This is a genomic window from Corynebacterium sp. HMSC070H05, from assembly GCF_001837615.1.
In the GTDB taxonomy this organism is placed as follows: Bacteria; Actinomycetota; Actinomycetes; order Mycobacteriales; family Mycobacteriaceae; genus Corynebacterium; species Corynebacterium coyleae.
In genome coordinates this window covers 1-12,567 of the sequence record NZ_KV833277.1, presented here as the reverse complement: position 1 = coordinate 12,567, position 12,567 = coordinate 1, and the positions used below count along the sequence as shown (strand labels likewise).

The following is a 12,567-nucleotide window of genomic DNA, read 5'->3' as shown; positions in this document are numbered from 1 at the left end:
TGTCCTTTAGTCGTGGTAGTTGCCGATTGTGTCGAAGCCGCGGCGCAGCGCGCCCGCGTCTTTGTGGCCGTTGGGGTCTTCGAAGCCGGAGTTCAGGTCGAGGCCGGCGCAGCCGACGCGCAGCGCGTCGGTGAGGTTGTCGGGGTTGAGGCCGCCCGCGAGGAACGCTTTCTGCTTCACGGCGTCCGGCACGCGCGTCCAGTCGAAGCGCTCCCCCGACCCGCCGTCGTGGGCGTCGAGCACTAGCTTGTCGACGACCCCAGCAACCGCCTCGGCCACCTTTTCGCCATCCGGCTGCGTCATGGAGACGGCACGCCAGACCTCGACGTCGACCTCCTTGCGCACGGATTCGATGAGCGCCAATTCCGCCTCAACGGAGCTCTGGTACGGGGCGTGGATCTGCACGGCGGTGATGCCGGGTTGGACGAGCTCGTCGTAACCCGAGGTGCGGCGGGAAACCGCGACGTAGTCCAGCCCGGGCTCGGCGGCAATGATGTCGGTGGCTGTTTCACGTGAAACATTGCGTGGGGAGGCGTCGTCGAAAATGAGTCCGCCGTAGACCGCACCGCACGCTTTGGCGGCTTGGGCAGCGGACGCGGAATGCAGACCGCAGACCTTGTTCGGGCCATAGACCAGTTCGCGGCATGCGCGGTCGATGTCCGGCTGGGAGGTGAGCTGGCTGCCAACCAGGAACGCATCCGAGTGGCCGCCGAGGCGACGCACCGTTGCAGAGTCACGGATGCCGGACTCGGAGACCACCACTGCCCCATCGGGTGCGAGTTCGGCCAGGCGTGCGGAGCGGTCGAGGTCGATGGAGAGATCGTGAAGATTGCGGTGGTTCACGCCGAAGATCTTCGCGCCGAGCTTGATGGCGCGGTGAGCTTCGTCCTCGTTGATCACCTCGGTGAGCACGTCCATGTGGAGCGACGCGGCGATGGAGGCCAGGTGCGCGTACTCCTCGTCGTTCAGCACGGAGAGCATGAGCAGGATCGCGTCGGCGCCGAAGTAGCGCGCGGCGTAGATCTGGACCTCGTCGATGATGAAGTCCTTACACAGCACCGGCAGATGCGTCGTGGCGGCGACGGTGGCCAGGTGGTTGTAGTCGCCGTTAAAGAAGTCCGGCTCGCACAGCACGGAGATGCCAGCGGCGTAGCGGGAGTAGACCGACGCGATCTCCCCCGGCTTGTAGTCGTCGCGAATTGGCCCGAGCGAGGGCGACGCGGACTTGCACTCCATGATGAAGGAGGTGCCGGGGCGCGCGAGGGAGTCGTACAGAGAGCGCTCCGAATTGCGTAACGTGTCGAAAGCAACGTGGGCGACGCGTGCGCGAATAACGTCAAGGTGACGTTTTCGGTTCTCAACGATATTGGTCAAAATCTTAGCCACTGTAATCGGCCTCCTCGTGGGTGGCGAGCCAATCGGCCACCGTGCCGTTTGCAAGCAACTGCTTCGCGTGCTCGGTACCGGCGGCCAGCGAATCCGCAATGCCGTAGAGGTAGAACATCGCACCCGCGGTCACCGCGACGGCGTCGCGGTGGGCAGCCGGGCCCTCCCCCGCAAACGTGGCGCGCATGAAGGCTGCGTTCTCGGCACCGTTGCCGCCGCGCAGATCCTCCAGGCTGTGGCGCTCCACGCCGAGCTCCTCGGGCGTGACCGTGTAGTGGGTGATCTCGCCGTCCTTGAGTTCCCAGACCTCGGTCTCGCCGTGGACCGCGATCTCGTCGGTACCCGCGCCATGGACGACGAGCGCACGGTTACGGCCCAGCTCACGCATCGTTTCCGCAATCACCTGACCCAGCGCCGGGTTAGCGATGCCCATGATCTGGAACTCCGGACGCGCCGGGCTGAGCAGCGGACCCATCGTGTTAAACAGCGTGGACACGCCGAGCGCCCTGCGGACCTGCTGCACGAACGCGATGGCCGGGTTGTACGCCGGGGCGAACAGGAACGTGAAGTTGGAGGACTCGAACTGGCGCACAGCACGATCCGGGTCGAGGTCCAGCGGGATGTTCAGCGCCTCGAGCACGTCTGCGGAACCGGACTTCGAGGACACGGAGCGGTTGCCGCACTTGATCATCTTCACGCCCCCGGCGGCTGCGGTCAGCGAAGCGGCGGTGGTGATGTTGATGGTGTTCGCGCCGTCGCCACCCGTACCGGCGGTGTCCATGATCCCCTCCCCCGTCACCGGGAACGGACGCCCGGCGGCGAGGAACGCGCGGGCCGCACCGGCGATGTCGGCAAAAGTTTCGCCGCGCGTGCGGATCATGGCCAACAGTGCGGCGATGTGTACGTCGTCGTAGTCGCCGACGGTCAGCGGGGTAAACGCCTCGATAGCCTCCTCGAGGGTGGGCTCGGGGTTGTCCATAAAGCGGCGGAAGATCTCGAGTTGGCTAGTCATTGTCGCGGCCTTTCTGTAGCAATTTCGTCACACAGTGGTCCAGGATTTGCGGGCCAGAGGGAGTAAGGATGGATTCGGGGTGGAACTGCAGTCCGATGGACATGCCGTCGTCGGTTTCGGCGGCCATGATCACGTCGCCGATCTCCGTGCCGGTCCACGCCAGCGGCGTAATACCGGGTGGCGCGGTGGTGGCGCCGAGGGAGTGGTAGCGGGCGACGGGGACGCGGCGGCCGTCTGTAAGCACCATGCTTTGCGACGACCCATGCACCGGCCCGCACGGCTCAACCCGCCCACCAAAGTGCTCCACCAGCGCCTGAAAGCCCAGGCAGATGCCCAGAATCGGGATGCGGCCCTGGGCGCGCTCGATGACCTCCATCATGCAGCCGGCATCCGCGGGGTAGCCGGGGCCGGGCGAAAGCACGATGAGGTCCGGGTTGGCGTTCAACACCGTGTCGGCGGTAACGGTATTGCGGTAAACCACGGTGTCGTAGTCCGCGAACGCGTCCACCAGGTTGTACACAAAGGAGTCTTGGTTATCCAGCAGGACGATCATTTCTTCACCTCCAGGTCGCGGCCACCGGCGAGTGCGTGCAGGACTGCGTAGGCCTTGTGCAGAGTTTCGTCAGCCTCGGACTGGGGCACGGAGTCGCGCACAACACCCGCGCCGGCCTGCACGATGGCCTTGCCGTTGGCCACGAATGCGGAGCGGATGACGATGCAGGTGTCGAATTCGCCGTCGCCACGCAAGTACCCCACCGCCCCGCCGTAGGAGCCGCGGCGCTTGCGCTCCACGGAGCGCAGCAGTTCGGTCGCACGCAGCTTCGGTGCGCCGGTGAGCGTGCCCATGTTCATGCACGCGCGGTAGGCGTCAAGCGCGTCGAGGTCCGCAGCCAGCGTGGCGGTGACCCGGCTGACCAGGTGCATCACGCGCGAGTAGCGGTCCACCTGCAGTAGGTCTTGCACCTTGCGGGTACGCGGCTCGGCCACGCGCGCCATGTCGTTGCGGGCCAGGTCCACCAGCATGGTGTGCTCGGCAACCTCTTTGGCGTCGGTGCGCAACTGCAGTTCCATGCGCGTGTCCAGTTCGTGATTGACCGTGCCGTCCGGGTTCAGCCCGCGCGGGCGCGTGCCGGCAATGGGATACAGCTGCACCTGGCGGGTGGTCGGCGAGAACTTCAGGTTCGACTCCGGCGATGCGCCGAACAGTTCGTAGCCCTCGCCGCGGATGTAGAACATGTACGGCGAGGGGTTCGCGGCACGCAGGCGGCGGTACGCACCGAAGGCGTCGTCGCAGTCGGCGGTGAAGCTGCGCGCCGGCACGACTTGGTAGATGTCGCCGTTGTAAATGTTGCCCTGCAGCTGCTCCACTACCCCACGGAACTCCTCGTCCGGCATATCTGCCTCGGCGACGAGGGTGCCGGTGAGGGTGGTTGGGTCGGTGGGTGCGGGGGCGTCGTCGATAAGTGCTGCGATCTCGGCGAGATCAATGCCGTCACCTGCAGCATCAACCCCGGCGAGGTACGCCGTGCCGGTTTGGTGGTTCACGCGCAGCACGACCTCCGCGAGGACAAACTCGTAATCCGGGTAGGTGTTGTCGCCGTCCGCGACCTCGGGCAGGCGCTCGAACGTCTCCAGGTAATCAAACGCGAAACCGCCCGCGAGCAGCGGAAAGTCCTCATTGCCCTCGGTGGCGGTCAGTTTGCGCAGCACATCCATCGTGGACGCCGCGGTCAGGCGCTCGCGCTCGTCCTCCACATCAACGCGCGGAAACTCGTGCTCGAGCCCGATCTCGTTCGCAATAATCTCGCCCGACGGCGTCAGCGGTGTCAGCGTCACGCGGTTGCCGGAGCAAGTAATGCGTATCGACGACCTCAGCACCGCCAACGACTGCAACCCCGAACGTGTCGTGATGTCAGCGGACTCGAGCAACACCGTGTCGGTTGCGTCGAGGCCGCCGATGTGGGCGAAGAGGCTTGCCACATCCTCGTGGTAGCGCACCTCTTGACGGGTGAATTTCATGTGATCCTCGGTTCTGTTCTTGCTTGCACCGAGGGATAAAAAAGGGCCCGCGGCGCTTGGGGGACAAGCTGGCGGGCCGTGACTTCGCTAGGTGGCGCGCCAGTTAGGCGAGCCACCACCATGTTTGGGAAGTCATGTACGTCACAAAAAGGAAGTGTAGCCGAGGATCCGGCTTCGCGGGCTCATTTTATTCGTTGTTGTCGGCGTGGTCGGCGGCTCGTCGCAAAGCATCAAGGTTCACCGCGGGCTTCTCCTCTTCTTGCGCAGGCGCCTGCTCACGCGCGTGCTCCACCAACGTCGCGGCGCGCGCACCGAAGTTGCCGCCCACGGACGCCGAAATCACCGCCGCTACCGCCGCGATCGCCGGCATGACCCACATCCAGCCGGAAGCGATGAACGAAAACGCCGCGCCGAACGCGAGCGCCAACGCGGCCAGCACCCAGAACGGACCCGCTACCTTATGCGCCTGGTTCCAAATGCCTTCGTCCTTGCGCACAGCCGGCACGTGGAGGCCGATCCACTTGTTGCCGGGCAGCTTGCCCGCAGAGGCGAGCGCGCCGGGGATGAACAGCGCAAGCGTTAGCAACGAGAAGATAATGCCGAGGACAACGTTAAGGGAGCTCATGTTCGCGAACGGACTCATAGCCACTAAGCATACGACCGCACACTCACCTGCAAAAAAATATGATCAAAATGCAGTAGATTGCATAAATACGGGCTACGCTAGGCCCATGCAAAAGAAAATCCTCCACTCATTGCTGTTCTGGGTGGTTGTAGCGATTGCCTTGGGCTTCGCCTGCAGCTTCTTCTTCCCGGACTGGCTTGCCCGCGTCTTTGTCACGTTCAACGGGCTGTTCTCTAACTTCCTCGGCTTCTTCGTCCCGGTCCTTATCTTCGCCCTCATCGCCCCCGCCATCGCGGGTCTGGGTCAGGGCGCAGGCAAGTGGCTCGGCGTCACCGCCGGTGTCGCATACGGCTCCACGTTCATCTCCGGCCTGATCGCATGGTTCACGGCGTCCACGCTGTACCCGAGGCTTCTGGACGGCAAGACCCTCATCACCGATGTCGCCGACCCCGATGCCGGCGGCCTCTCCCCTTACTTCAGCGTTGAAATGCCGCCACCACTGGAAGTCATGTCCGCGCTGCTCCTCGCCTTCGTCGTCGGCCTGTCCATGACGGCAGTGAAGTCCGACAACCTGTTCAAGGTGCTCGGCGAGCTTAACGACATCGTGCTCAAGGTCGTGGTCACCTTCGTCATCCCGCTGCTGCCGCTGTTCATCTTCGGCACCTTCCTCAACCTGGGCATGAACGAGAACTTCGGCGACACCATGGCGGCCATGGGCGTGGTCCTCCTGCTCTCCGTCGTGATGACTGTTGTGATCGTCCTGCTGCAGTACCTGGTCGCAGGCACCGTCGCTGGCGTGAACCCGTTCAAGGCGCTGAAGAACATGCTGCCGGCATACTTCACCGCACTGGGCACCTCGTCCTCCGCCGCGACCATCCCGGTCACCTACAAGTCTACCCTGAAGAACAAGGTTGACGAGGACGTCGCCGGCTTCGTGGTCCCGCTCTGCGCGACGATTCACCTGTCCGGCTCGATGATGAAGATCACCCTCTACGCGCTCTCCATCGTGTTCATGGCCAACCTGGACATCTCCGCCGGCCAGGTCATCGGATTCATCCTCCTGCTGGGCATCATGATGATCGCCGCGCCGGGCGTGCCGGGTGGCGCCATCATGGCCGCTGTCGGTCTGCTGCAGTCCAACCTCGGTTTCGACGAGTCCATGGTCTCCCTCATGATCGCGTCCTACATCGTCGTTGACTCCTTCGGTACCGCCGCCAACGTCACCGGCGACGGCGCGATCGCCCTGATCGTGAACAAACTCGCTGCGGGCAAGATCAAGAGCGATTCGCTTAACGACGACACCGTCACCACCCCGGCGGAAGCCACCCGCTAGTCCCCCACTGATTTGAGACGACCGCCCTTCGGGGCGGTTTTCTTTTGCCTTGTTGCTCTTCGAGGTGTTTCACGTGAAACATCAGGTGCTCACTGTATCGAGATGGCTCCTCACTGTATGAAGTGACGCCCTCACTGTAAAAAGAGAGGTGAAAATGGGTCCTCACTGTATTGAGTGATGCCCTCACTGTAAAAAGTGAGTACAGTGAGAGCATGAGTGAGCGGATGGATGACATCATGGCCAGGCTGCGGCGCCAGCGGAATGATGATCACTGGATTGAGGCGAAATCCGGTACGGGGAAGTTGGATACAGCCTTTTGGAAAGCAGTGAGCGCCTTTGCAAATACGAAGGGTGGCCTGATCGTCCTTGGCATTGAGGAAGATCAGTCGACCGGTACGTTCCAGCCAGCCACTGATTTTGACTCTCGTGCGATGAATGATCGACTCATCAGTGCTTTGAGGGTCGACCAACAGAAGCCTCCGGTGACGCCGATACCCGAGACTGTCGTCGAACTCGATGAATACCAGGGTTCGCCGGTGATCTTGGTTGAGGTGCGGCCGATGCGTACCGATGAGCGCCTCGGAAAGCAGATGCCGTGTTACGTGACCTCGCAAGGACTCCGGGATGGCGCGTACAAGCGAGTACTGGATGGCGATCAGAGGCTTTCCAGCTACGAGATCTTCCAGCTCATGAATCTCTACACGCCAGATTCCTCGGAGTTGCTGCCTGTTCCTGGGGCGAACCTCGATGACCTGGATGGCCAGACGTGGAACGGGCTGATCCAATCTTTGGAGAAGAGGGGATCCCGGATCCGGGTGGGAACAAGAACCGATGCAGAGGTTCTGGAGCGACTGCATGTGCTTGATGCAGAGGGCGTACCAACCCTTGCGGGCGCGTTGGCATTGGGCAGCTATCCGCAGCAGTTCTTCCCGCAGCTCTTCATCGATGTCGCAGTGCACCCGACGACGGAGAAGTCGACGTCTGAGACACGCTTCCTCGATCGGGCTCACTGCGACGGTCCGCTTCCACTGGCGGTCGAGGATGCGATTAAAGCTGTCGTGCGCAATCTCCGGGTTCGTACTGTGGAAGTTGGGTCGAATATGGTCGACGAACCTGAGATTCCAGAGATTGCTCTGCGTGAAGCGATTGTGAATGCCGCGATGCACCGTGACTACAGTCCGCAGGTTCAGGGGCGGCAAGTGCAGGTTGATGTGTACCCGGACCGGGTCGAGGTAAACAGTCCCGGCGGACTGTGGGGAGATCGCACCGAAGACAATATCGACGAGAACAGGTCGGTAAGCAGGAACCCTTCGCTCGCGAACTTGCTGAGCAACCTTCCAACGCCTTCAGGCTCGATGCGCGTGGCTGAAAACCAGGGAAGCGGCATTCAACGAATGAAGCAAGGGATGGAAGGCTATGGCCTGCCCCAGCCGGTGTTCGATGCCCGGATTGGTGAGTTCACCGTCATCCTCTACAGGTTCGGGATCCTCGATCCTGAAATGTCGGCATGGTTGGAGTCGGTTGCTCCTAATAGCTCTCGAGAGGAACAGATCGCGCTGGCGATTGCCAAGGGTTTGGGTGCTGTGTCCGTGAAGGAGCTCCGTAAGCACATTGGGCTTGATAGTGACGATGCACGGAGTCTGTTGAGTGATCTCGTCACACGCGGGCTGCTCGGTCCGGGCCACACGCGGGATTCGTTTGTACTTTCAAGCAGCGGCATCGAACTCGATGAAACAGACAACAAACTCATCGCCTACCTGTCCCAAGTTGGAGAGGCAGCAGCACGCGACATCGCGGAGCACCTTGACGTGAGTGTCAACACCCTGCGCCCAAGACTCCGCAGCATGGTGGATGTGGGTGAAATTGTGCCCACTGCCCCACCCACAAGCCGCAAGCGAAAGTATCGCCTCCCCAACTAGCCACACCGTTTCACGTGAAACATTTGCCCACTCCCCCAATGGCGTAGTGTCATTCGCATGTCCTTCGAGATCGTCACCACTCATTTCGTGGCGCACGAGCCGGACCTCGACGGCGCGTACGAGCTCTACCTGAACCGCATCCGGGCCAGCGGCGTCGAGATTGCGGCGGTGTCACCGCACCCTCACCCCATCGAGGACGAGTACGTGCTTTGGGATCTCCGCTGCCAAGCCGCGTACGACAACCTCGCCGCGCCGGAGGACCTCCAGCTCTACGAGCTCAACGCCCTCGTGGACTTCACCACGACCAACCGCGACGAGGCGCTCGACTACTTCTTCTTCGAGGACATGGGCGGCCCCACGCGGTTCGCGGCGGCACTCGGCGGCCTGTCGGACCTCACGCTTCGCGACGAGCCCACCGGCCCCCTCTCTCTCACCACCATCGTCTATCTCGGTGCCTCGCAACACATGGCGGTGGCGCAGCAGCTTTTCGACGACACCCTCGCCGCCCTCAACGCCGTCGCCTACCAACCCTTCGTCGCCCCACTCGAGGGAACCGAACATGCTGATCTTGTCGGCCCGCTCTGGCTTCGCGACGCCACCTTGAACATCATCGGCAAGGGCGACGGCATCTTCTCCCCTGGCAAGGACGCCTGGGCGGGTTGGGTGCTCACCTCAGACAGCAACAACACCGCCGAGCTTCAACTGCGTGAGTGCATCGAGCCTGACGCAGTGGTGATTAGCCGGGCGGTGTCTGAACCGTTCTAGCGGGCGTTACCCGCTGTCGGTGTTGGCTTAGTTGGTCGGTGCGGTGGCTGCACTGCCAGCTGCATCGTTGGCAGCGCCACCTGCTGCACCGTCAGCTGGGATGGAGTTGGTCACTACCTCGTCGGAAATGACCGCGTCGGTCGACGCCAACGGATCCTCGGAGACAACAGCCGAATCGGAGACGACCGCATCGCCGGTGGAGTCCGTGCCACCCGTGCTGCCCGTGTCACCCGCGGTGGCGTCACCGGTGGTGACGGCGTCGCTGACGTCGGAGACCACACCGTCGGTCGGAGTGGTCACGGAGTCAGTGGTGTCCTCGGAGTCGTTGCAGGCGGCCAGCCCGGTTGCGCCGAGAACAAGAGCGGTAGCGGCGGCTGCAATACGAGTGTTGGTCATGATTACTCCTTCGCTAATTGATTCGCACGAGTTGATTCGCTCGGGCGTTGTGCCCGTCGCCATTCACTTGTACGGGTCGAATCTGTGTTGCGGGTTGGAGAAATCACACAGGTTTCGTGTTCTTCACTGACGTTTGCGTCCCCACTCAGTCACGCGCCGATGAAAACGGCTGTTCTCGGGAACTTTCGTCCCCCACCTCACCCAAATAATTCACTTTCTCCAGGAGACCACGACGGCACACCGAAGAAAGTTCCACATGGCAACACAAAACCCGGCCCCATCTAGGGACCGGGTTGAACCTGTAGCGCCTACGCGCGCCGAGTTAGAACGGCAGTGCCGGGAGCTGAACGCCCGGGATGGCGCCGGAGAAGGCAGCAGCAGCGCCGAGCAGTGCGACGAGGGCAACCGGGACGCCGATCAGGAGGGCGAGGGTACCAGACTTGTACTCGTCGTTATTAACGAGCTTCTTTACGCAGACACCGGTAGCGGTGGAGCTGTTGTTCTCGCCGAACTTAGCCTTTTGGATCTCATCCATTCCACCCTTGACGATTCCGTTGTCCGTCTTGTCCTCGATCTTGCCCTTGTTGTTGAAGAACCGGTCGGCATCCACCTTGCAGTCCTTGTAGTACTGAGAGGAACCCGTTTCAGCGGCGATGGCTGGGGTTGCGATTGCGGTCAGGGACACAGTTGCTGCGACAGCGGCAGTTGCGATGCGCTTCATAGCCTTCTCCTTCGATCGTTGGTTCTGCGTTGCGGAAGCTAACGCTTGGTTGGGAGATCGCGCAACGCGGTCTGGTCGTTACATTCAGTGCATCGCCAAAACAACAAAAGACCCGGTCTCCCACCAGGGAGCCGGGTCAAAGTACCGCGTCTAAGTGTGACTTAGAACGGGAGAGCCGGGAGCTGCAGGCCCGGGATAGCGCCGGAGAAGGCAGCAGCTGCGCCGAGCAGTGCAACGAGAGCGACCGGGACGCCGATCAGGAGGCCGAGGATGCCGGACTTGTAGTTGTCGTCCTTGATGAGCTCCTGGATGCAGTCGCCGGTGGACTTGGTTTCCTTACCCTTGGTGTCCTCAGCCTTAGCGTCGCCGTCCTTGGCCTCGACCTTCTTCTCTTCCTTCTTGCACTTCTTGTAAGCCTCGGAGGAGCCAACCTTGGTCTCGCCGGCCTTGTCGCCCTCCTGCTTGGAGATGGAGGAACCGTTGTTGTCCGGCTTCGGCGGGGTGGTGCCCTGGGTCTCAGCGAATGCGGGGCCGGCAACGAGGGACAGGGACAGGGTTGCAGCAGCGGCTGCGGTAGCGATGCGCTTCATGGGGTTCTCCTCAATGAATCGGTTAAACATGCCAGGGCTCTGACACGTGTAAACCTAACATCGCTCGCCAAGCGATGTGTGTTACTTCGTCGCTAAAATTTTTTCCATGGCGAATTTGAGTGAGACTGCAGCGGTTCTTGGCGTCACGGCGTTGGTGGGTTTCGGTGGCGCCGCCGTCGGCTACAACATGGTGGATGTGCCGGAGATTTCGCAGGTCATGATGCAAACGCATGGCGCGCCGAATGCGATTATCGACGACCCGCAGCAGGTCCTCTCCCCCGACGACCGCGCCCGTCTCGAGCGTGACACTGCGCGCATTGATGCGCCTGAGGTGGTCACGGATTTCCACTACATGGTGTTCAAAACGAACCACGACAACGTCCTCGACGACGTTGAGGAAATCCTGCGCACCCAGTACCCGGACCTTGTCGATCAGTCGAAGCGCGAGAACGGCCACCTTGCGGACGGCGCGCTCATCGTCGGCGTAGGCCTCGACCCGCGGCGGGCATTTGTGTACGGCGGCGAGGATGTGACTCGCGAGCTCATGCTTGACGACAAATCCCACCTCGCCGATCTCCTCGACGCCATGAAACCCGGCGTGAAGGACGGCAACATCCCGGCCGGGCTGTTCCGTACCGCGAACCAGGCCATGAACGCCGAGGCACTCGCCCAGAAGCAGGTGGACGACGCGACTGATGACCAGATCGGCGCGACCATCGGGCTTGGCGTCCTCGGTGCCGGTGTGGCAGGCGCTAGTGGGGGTGGGTTGGTGGCGGTGCGGGGGCGTCGTCGAAAAGCAGTCGCCCAGGCGCGCAAGGACTACGACACCGTGACCAGCGAATACACCCGCCTCGCAGGGCGACTGGACGAGGTGGACGTGCGGGCGAACTCGCTGACGTCCGCGTTTGCCGACGAAACCCTGCGCCGCCAGTGGGCGGAAGTCCGCGACCGCTTCCTGAGCATGAACGAGTTGGTCCACGGCGCGGCGGGGCTGAACGCGATCAACATGAACGACGACAAGGACGTGTACGAGCACCGCAGGCAGTTGGCGGACGCGGCCGAATCCGTCAAGCACGTGTCTAAGGCGGAGGAAAACATCGACAGGCTTTTCGCCGTCGAGCATGGCGACGCCGCAGCGCGACGGGCCGACCTGACCAAGATCCGCGAGGACGTGCTGCGGGCGCGCAGTGAGGTGAAGGGCAAGGAGCTGAAGCGGGAACTCGACCTGCTGATGGGGCGGATCGAGGCGCTGGACGCAAACCCGAACTCCCCCACCTTCCTCGACGACTTCGTGCGCGTGCTCGGCGATTACCGCGTGATCCTGGACCAGGTGAAGAAGAAGCAGTTCAGCGACGTGAAGGAGAAGCAAAAGCTGCGGGCACCGGCGGTGTACGAGACTGGGTTCTGGTACGGCGGGTACGTCCCATATGTACAGATGCACTCGTGGCACGCGGCGAACGTGCAGGCGGCGGAGGCGGCGTCGTCGTCCTCCTCGAGTGGCTTTAGTGGCGGCGTGTCCTCGTCGGGCTTTTCCGCTGGTGGCGGTAGTTCGTCATTCTAAGAAATTTTGAGGTGACAGTCGTCACAAAACACAGTTAGGGCTTTTCCTTTATTAGGTCCGTGTTTATGCTTAGGCGCGGAGAAATTCGAAGCGCAAACCCGCCACTGAGAACACGCAGTGGCGGGTTTCCTTATGCCACGACCTAGTAGGTAGGTAGGCGTAGCGTGAAGGTATGTCTGTCGAGATTGGCAAGGTCAAGAAGATTTTGGGGGGTTAAGCGACAAAATGTGTGTCTGCTAT

Annotated in this window: 12 protein-coding genes; 4 read left to right on the top strand and 8 right to left on the bottom strand. The window is 62.2% G+C overall.

Going from position 1 to position 12,567, the window contains the following annotated elements; translation table 11 throughout:
- Positions 1-6: 6 nt before the first annotated feature.
- The 5 genes from trpCF to HMPREF2617_RS01080 all read right to left on the bottom strand — a co-directional run bounded on the left by trpCF (position 7) and on the right by HMPREF2617_RS01080 (position 5,060).
- Positions 7-1,392, bottom strand: a complete 1,386-nt coding sequence (gene trpCF, locus HMPREF2617_RS01100) for a bifunctional indole-3-glycerol-phosphate synthase TrpC/phosphoribosylanthranilate isomerase TrpF (RefSeq protein ID WP_371441280.1) — start codon at positions 1,390-1,392, stop codon at positions 7-9.
- The gene (gene trpD / locus HMPREF2617_RS01095; protein ID WP_070839139.1) at positions 1,379-2,398 is read right to left on the bottom strand and encodes an anthranilate phosphoribosyltransferase; all 1,020 of its coding nucleotides are present in this window, start codon (positions 2,396-2,398) and stop codon (positions 1,379-1,381) included. The genes trpCF and trpD overlap by 14 nt, the downstream gene beginning before the upstream one ends.
- Positions 2,391-2,951, bottom strand: coding sequence for a glutamine amidotransferase-related protein (locus HMPREF2617_RS01090; protein ID WP_070839136.1), 561 nt, complete (start codon positions 2,949-2,951; stop codon positions 2,391-2,393). The genes trpD and HMPREF2617_RS01090 overlap by 8 nt, the downstream gene beginning before the upstream one ends.
- A complete protein-coding gene (locus tag HMPREF2617_RS01085) occupies positions 2,948-4,417 on the bottom strand; it encodes an anthranilate synthase component 1 (protein ID WP_070839133.1) in 1,470 nt (489 codons plus the stop codon). The genes HMPREF2617_RS01090 and HMPREF2617_RS01085 overlap by 4 nt, the downstream gene beginning before the upstream one ends.
- 187 nt (positions 4,418-4,604) lie before the next feature.
- The gene (locus tag HMPREF2617_RS01080) at positions 4,605-5,060 is read right to left on the bottom strand and encodes an SdpI family protein (RefSeq protein WP_224213302.1); all 456 of its coding nucleotides are present in this window, start codon (positions 5,058-5,060) and stop codon (positions 4,605-4,607) included.
- A gap of 88 nt (positions 5,061-5,148) precedes the next feature.
- Between HMPREF2617_RS01080 and HMPREF2617_RS01075 the strand changes: the two genes are divergently transcribed.
- From HMPREF2617_RS01075 to HMPREF2617_RS01065, 3 genes are all read left to right on the top strand, one after another.
- Positions 5,149-6,375, top strand: a complete 1,227-nt coding sequence (locus HMPREF2617_RS01075) for a dicarboxylate/amino acid:cation symporter (RefSeq protein ID WP_070839130.1) — start codon at positions 5,149-5,151, stop codon at positions 6,373-6,375.
- 212 nt (positions 6,376-6,587) lie between these two features.
- The gene (locus HMPREF2617_RS01070) at positions 6,588-8,294 is read left to right on the top strand and encodes an ATP-binding protein (RefSeq protein WP_070839199.1); all 1,707 of its coding nucleotides are present in this window, start codon (positions 6,588-6,590) and stop codon (positions 8,292-8,294) included.
- 57 nt (positions 8,295-8,351) lie between these two features.
- Entirely contained in the window at positions 8,352-9,059 is a 708-nt protein-coding gene (locus HMPREF2617_RS01065; RefSeq protein ID WP_070839127.1) for a hypothetical protein, read from the top strand.
- A 27-nt stretch (positions 9,060-9,086) separates the two neighbouring features.
- Here the strand turns inward: HMPREF2617_RS01065 and HMPREF2617_RS01060 are convergent, their stop codons facing one another.
- The 3 genes from HMPREF2617_RS01060 to HMPREF2617_RS01050 form a co-directional block, all read right to left on the bottom strand.
- A complete protein-coding gene (locus tag HMPREF2617_RS01060) occupies positions 9,087-9,455 on the bottom strand; it encodes a hypothetical protein (RefSeq protein ID WP_070449768.1) in 369 nt (122 codons plus the stop codon).
- Between the two features lie 322 nt (positions 9,456-9,777).
- On the bottom strand, positions 9,778-10,176 hold the full coding sequence (locus HMPREF2617_RS01055) for a hypothetical protein (protein ID WP_070839124.1): 399 nt from the start codon (positions 10,174-10,176) through the stop codon (positions 9,778-9,780).
- 161 nt (positions 10,177-10,337) lie between these two features.
- Positions 10,338-10,766 carry a hypothetical protein gene (locus tag HMPREF2617_RS01050; RefSeq protein ID WP_070839120.1) on the bottom strand — a complete coding sequence of 143 codons (429 nt, stop codon included), beginning with the start codon at positions 10,764-10,766 and terminating at the stop codon, positions 10,338-10,340.
- Between the two features lie 106 nt (positions 10,767-10,872).
- On the opposite strand from HMPREF2617_RS01050, the gene HMPREF2617_RS01045 reads away from it, so the two are divergent.
- On the top strand, positions 10,873-12,327 hold the full coding sequence (locus HMPREF2617_RS01045) for a DUF5129 domain-containing protein (protein ID WP_070839117.1): 1,455 nt from the start codon (positions 10,873-10,875) through the stop codon (positions 12,325-12,327).
- The last annotated feature ends 240 nt before the right edge of the window (positions 12,328-12,567 follow it).

Excerpts from the sequence above, each read along its gene's own strand:
- trpD (WP_070839139.1), bottom strand. The coding sequence starts at position 2,398 with ATGACTAGCCAACTCGAGATCTTCCGCCGCTTTATGGACAACCCCGAG.
- HMPREF2617_RS01090 (WP_070839136.1), bottom strand. The coding sequence starts at position 2,951 with ATGATCGTCCTGCTGGATAACCAAGACTCCTTTGTGTACAACCTGGTG.
- HMPREF2617_RS01085 (WP_070839133.1), bottom strand. The coding sequence starts at position 4,417 with ATGAAATTCACCCGTCAAGAGGTGCGCTACCACGAGGATGTGGCAAGC.
- HMPREF2617_RS01080 (WP_224213302.1), bottom strand. The coding sequence starts at position 5,060 with ATGAGTCCGTTCGCGAACATGAGCTCCCTTAACGTTGTCCTCGGCATT.
- HMPREF2617_RS01075 (WP_070839130.1), top strand. The coding sequence starts at position 5,149 with ATGCAAAAGAAAATCCTCCACTCATTGCTGTTCTGGGTGGTTGTAGCG.
- HMPREF2617_RS01070 (WP_070839199.1), top strand. The coding sequence starts at position 6,588 with ATGAGTGAGCGGATGGATGACATCATGGCCAGGCTGCGGCGCCAGCGG.
- HMPREF2617_RS01065 (WP_070839127.1), top strand. The coding sequence starts at position 8,352 with ATGTCCTTCGAGATCGTCACCACTCATTTCGTGGCGCACGAGCCGGAC.
- HMPREF2617_RS01060 (WP_070449768.1), bottom strand. The coding sequence starts at position 9,455 with ATGACCAACACTCGTATTGCAGCCGCCGCTACCGCTCTTGTTCTCGGC.
- HMPREF2617_RS01055 (WP_070839124.1), bottom strand. The coding sequence starts at position 10,176 with ATGAAGCGCATCGCAACTGCCGCTGTCGCAGCAACTGTGTCCCTGACC.
- HMPREF2617_RS01050 (WP_070839120.1), bottom strand. The coding sequence starts at position 10,766 with ATGAAGCGCATCGCTACCGCAGCCGCTGCTGCAACCCTGTCCCTGTCC.
- HMPREF2617_RS01045 (WP_070839117.1), top strand. The coding sequence starts at position 10,873 with ATGGCGAATTTGAGTGAGACTGCAGCGGTTCTTGGCGTCACGGCGTTG.